General features: G+C 66.2%; 1 protein-coding gene. It reads right to left on the bottom strand.

Features of this window, described 5'->3' with window-relative positions; all coding sequences use genetic code 11:
• Positions 1-5,029 (bottom strand): hypothetical protein (locus ACGF5G_RS35595; RefSeq protein WP_393271281.1); only part of this gene is annotated, 5,029 nt, incomplete at its 3' end.
• Positions 5,030-5,315: the final 286 nt, after the last annotated feature.

The raw sequence follows: 5,315 nt of genomic DNA, 5'->3' as shown, positions 1-5,315 counted from the left end.
CCGGTCCGAGGATCCGGTCGTCGAACACCGCCCGGTTGCCCAGCCGTTTGTACTCGGTTTGGAACACATCGAGCGTGGCCGCCACGCACCACCACGGGTCGCCGCTGCTGCCAGGCACCCCGTCCCCGGTGCGCGGGCGCTTTTCGAGTGGCCCCGCCGGCCATTCCGGCACAGCTGGGCGTTTGCCGCTGTCGGTCTTCTCCCGCTGCTTCTTGAACTCGTCGAACCACTCGTTCGACATGTTCGTGTCGATGAGCCGGTGGGCGTATCCGGACCGGTCGGCCAACGGCGCCTTGACCGCGGCGAAGACACTCGTGACGACGTTCGACTCCTCCAGCCGGAAGAATCGGCCGACCCGTAGGGCGACCTCCGTCCCAGGGGAGAGATCCACCTCCCGCCCGTCCAACGTCTTGCCCGAGTTGTCCCCACCCAGCGCGAGCGGCAGCGGGTCGGGCGTCCGCTTGTCCTCCTGCATCACGAGATCGATGGACACTTCGTCGACAAGCGGCGGCGGCTCGATTGATTCCCACAGCGCCAGCGTGCGCAGCCACTCGATGTCGTAAGCGGTGGGCGGCGGCGAGGACAACTCCAGGTACAGGGGCGCTCCCGTGCCGTTCCTTCCGGCCGGTGCTTCCAGGACCGCCAGGGGTTGACCATCCATCCCGTACCCGAGCCGGAAACGCCCCTCCTTCAACTCCGCAGCGATGACCGGCGGAAGCCCGTCAGCCACCTCGACCGGTGGAATCGTGACTCTCTGGCCGCCGAAGGTGATGTTATTAAATACTCCGCTTTCGCTCACCGGCACCGTGATGTGGTAGAGATTGCCGAACTTCCACCGATCGGCGGTCTCCCACACCGGGCCGGCTGCCATCCTCCGCAGTTCGGCCAGCTCGCTGTCGGTGAACCTGCGGGCGAACTCCTGGTAGACGAACCTCTCGGTGCCGTCGGGCGCGGTGTACGGGATTCTGGCGATAGCGATACTGAGACCTTCGCCATCAACCTTTCCGACAACGACAGCGACCCTGTCGCCCGCGACGGCGACCCGACCGACATATTCGAGGAACACGTCGTTGTCGCCGACCCGGAACTGAAGATATGGGCGACCCCCGATGTCCTCGACGGGGACGGGGACGGTGAATGGGTCTTGCAGGTTCCAACGGTTCTCGTCTTCCCACTTGCTGTCCTCGCGGAGGGCGTCGACGTATCGGCGGTGCTCTTCGAGCACCTCGATGTGCCGGCGGGGGGAGCTGGGGCGTTGACGGACGGCCGCGAGGTTCCGATCGAATGTGTCCCGCAGAAGCGACCAGTGGCGGTTCGTCGTGTTCTGTTCCGCCGCGTCGACTTCGGCTTTCAGCACATCGAGCGCCTCGTCGAACACGGCATCCAGTCGGCGCAGTTCGGTGAGGGCCGTCGGTGACGGGAAACCCTCGACGATGCGGGCATCGTGTGGGTCACGAGGCTGGCCGAGGTGGTAGGCGCCGTTCAAGAAGACGACTGGTTGCGGTTTGGCGCCGTCATCGGACGGCGGACCGATGACGTGCGGGGCACCGAACGGGTGGTGGACCTCCATCGGCAGACCCAACCCCCAGGCCACGATGTGGGGAACCACATGCACAACGTCGGGATAGCCGGGCTGGCGGTGTACGAGTTTGTTGAGCAGGTGCCGGTGCAGGGTCTCCCGTCGCTGCTCGGACATGTTCTCCGGATAAGGGAGAAATGCTCTGAACATCGACTGCTCGCCCCGGCGGAGGTCGGCGTCCAGGTGGCGGGCCACCAGCACGCCCAGTTCAGCCACGGTGGTGACGCCCGCCTGCGCCAACAGCTCTCCATGGGTTTTCAACACCGTCCCGTAGAAGACGTCGAGCGGCCCCGCGTCGCCCTCCGCGCGATCGATGTGGAAAACCGAATGCGCCCACTGCTCGAATGCCGCCAACTCGCTGCGGGTTTCCCCGGCCGACAACTGCCCGATCGCCGACTCAACTTTCGACCGCCGGGCCTCCGCCGCCCTTTCCATCAGCCTGGTCAGATCCGCCGCCGTGAGTCTGGTGGCGAACTCCTGGTACATGAAGGTTTCGGTTCCGTCGGGCGCGGTGTACGGGACTCTGGCCTCAGCGACGACATCTTCGCCGTCCATCCAGAAATCGACAGGGATCGTGTCGCCCAGGATGGAGATGGAGTGGAGCGAGCTGATACGCAGAACCTTGCCGCCCACCTCCATCATCAACTGTGCATTCTGGTTACCTTGGACCCGGACGGTGACGTAATGGGTGAACCAACCCGTTTGAGGCCTTCGGCTCTCGTCTTTCCAGCCGCTGGTCCGGCGGATGTGATAGAGGTACCGGCGGTGTTCCGTCAGGATGTCGGCCTGGCGTTGGGGCGATTCGGGGCGTTGACGGATGACCGCGAGCTTACGCTGGAACGCTTCCCGCAGGGCGGGCCAGTGTCTGTTGGCCGGACGAGGGTCCTGTTCCGCCTCGTTGATTTGCGCCTGCAGCAGACCGAGTGCCTGGTCGAACAGTCCATCCAGTCGCTGCTTCTCGTCGTCCGATATTGACGTCCGCTCGGGGCCCTCGGCGAGGCGGCCAGCGCGTTCGGCATCGGCTGGGTCAGGTAGCTGGCCGAGGTAGAAGGCGCCATCGTAGAAGACGACCGGATACGGGTCGGCACCAGCATCGGACTCCGGGCCGATGCCGTCCGGGGCGCCGAACGGTTGGTAGATGCGCAGCTGGGGCAACTGCCGGGCCAGGATACGGACAACCACAGGCGCGACGTCGTAATCGCCGTTCTGGTGGTTCGCGACCTTGTCGATCCAGTTCCGGTGCAGGTCCTCTCGCCGCTGCTCGGACATGACCTCCGGATACGGAAACAACTCCCTGAACTCCGACGCGTCACCCAGGCGGAGCTCGGCGGCCAGGCTGCTGGCCGCCCACCCGCGCAGTCCGTTCGGGATGCGGTCGAGCTTCAAGTCCGCCAACTGCTGGCTGAAGGTGCGCAACACCGAGTAGAAGTCTGACTTCGGTCCGACCCCCGCGAGATCGATTCCGAGCACCTCGCTCGTCCACCGCACGAAATTCTGCTCGTCGCGTTTGCCCACGGCCGACAACTGTCTGATCGCCGAGGCCACTGTCCGCGACGAGTCCGGCGCTACACCGCCGGACCCACCGACCGCCGGCGCCCCACCCGACCCCGGGCCTGTCAGCACCCCCGCCTGCCCCGAGACCGCCAGGGCCTCGGTGATCTGGCGTTTCAGGTCGTCGAAGCCCTTGTTGTCCACACCCGTGTCGACAAGCCGGTAGACGTGTCCGGACCCGGACTTGTCGACCAACGGCGCCTTGACCACGGCGGGAATGGTGCCGGCGACATCCGCTCCGACCGACCCCGGCTCCTGCCACTTCCCCACCCACAGGGTGACCAACGTCCCCGGGGAGAGATCCACCTCCGCCCCGTCCAACGTCTTGGCCGGATCAGCACCGCCGACCGCAATAGACAGCGGACCGGGCGTCCACGTCCCCTCCTGCAACACGACATCGAAAGACATCTCCTCGGAAAGATCCCACCGGGCCGCCGGTTCCCACAACGCCTCCTTGCGCCGCCGCTTGATGTCGTCCACGACGAGGGCGGGCTTGCGCGCTTCCAGGTAGAGGGGCCGTCCTCTGACGTTCTTCTCGGCCTGCGCTACCAGAACCGCAGTGGGTCGGCCATCGTCCCTGGCATACCCGAGCAGGAGACGACCGTCCAGCTCGGCAGGGAGGACAGGCGGAAGTCCGCCGACCACCGGGACCTGCGGGACCGTGAGCAATCTGTCGCTGGCCTCGGGGTCGCCGAAAACGCCGGCCACCCTCCCGCCTACACGGACAGGCAACGCGACCTGGTAGTAGTCGCTCGACAGCGGTGGGTGGTGAAGGTCCCACACGCGGCCGGCTGCCTTCCTCCTCAACTCGACCAGGTCACGTTCGTCGAGCTTGTGTTCGCTTCTTCGGTAGATGATCCTGTCGGTGCCGTCAGTCGCGTCGGTATACCGGAATTCCGCAACACCGATGCGGTCTTCGCCGAGTGTCCCGAAATGAAAAGCAACCCTATCGCCGCGCATGGCCAGTCGGTCGACATTGAGGAGAACCGTCAAGCTGCCGCCCAGCCCCACGCGCAACTGCGAGCTCCGCCGGGACTGCCCTTGAACGGCGAAGAGGTCGAGCGTAAACTGTCCACGGAGGTCCGGCTTCTTTTTCTCCCAGAGGCTATCCACACCGAGACTGTCGAGGTATCGGCGGTGTTCGACGAGTTCCCGGGCCTTTTTGCGGTAGGGGAAGTCGGGTTGTTTACGGATGACCGCGAGCCTGCGCTGGAAGACTTCCCGCAGGATGGGCCAGTGCTCGGCGTTGGTCGGATGGGGGTTCTCCTCCGCCGCCTTGATTCTCTCTTGCAGCAGATCGCGTGCTTCGTCGAACAGTTGATCTAGTCGCTGCTGCTCGTTGTCCGATATTGACGTCCGCTCGGGACCCTCAGCGAGGCGGCCAGCGAGTGCGGCATCGGCTGGGTCAGGTAGCTGGCCGAGGTAGGCGGCCCCATTGTAGAAGACGAACGGATGCCGGATGGCACCAGCACCGGGCTCCCGGCCGATATCGTCCGGGGGACCGAACGGATGGTGGATCCGCATCGACAGGGGCAACGAAGCGATGATGTAAGGAACCACATGCGCAATGTCGTAATCGCCGTTCAGGTCGTTCGCGATCTTGTTAAGCCATTGCCGGTGCAGGTCCTCCCGTCGCTGCTCGGACATGACCTCCGGATACGGAAGCAACTTCCGGAACTCCGACGCCTCACCCAGGCGAAGGTCAGCGGCCAACTGGCGGGCCACCCACGCGCGCAGTCCAGCACTGCTGCGCTCGACCCCCGCGTCCTCCAACTCCCTCCCGAAGCGACGCACCACCGCGTTGTAGAAGCCGCTCGACCTCGGCGTGCGCTCCGCGAGATCGACCCCGAGCACCTCGCTCGTCCACCGCACGAAATTCTGCTCGTCGCGTTTGCCCACGGCCGACAACCGTCTGAACGCCGATTCCACTGTCCGCGACGAGTCCGGCGCTACACCGCCGGACCCACCGACCGCCGGCGCCCCACCCGACCCCGGGCCTGTCCGCACCCCCGCCTGCCGGGCACCGCCGGACCCACCGACCGCCGGCGCCCCACCCGACCCCGGGCCTGTCCGCACCCCCGCCTGCCGGGCACCGCCGGACCCACCGACCGCCGGCGCCCCACCCGACCCCGGGCCTGTCAGCACCCCCGCCTGCCCCGAGACCGCCAGGGCCTCGGTGATCTGG

Origin of the sequence: Micromonospora sp. NPDC047730 (genome assembly GCF_043204765.1) — a bacterium.
GTDB lineage: Bacteria > Actinomycetota > Actinomycetes > Mycobacteriales > Micromonosporaceae > Micromonospora.
Note: the sequence above shows the minus strand (reverse complement) of the source record. Positions and strands in the feature narration are given on the sequence as shown.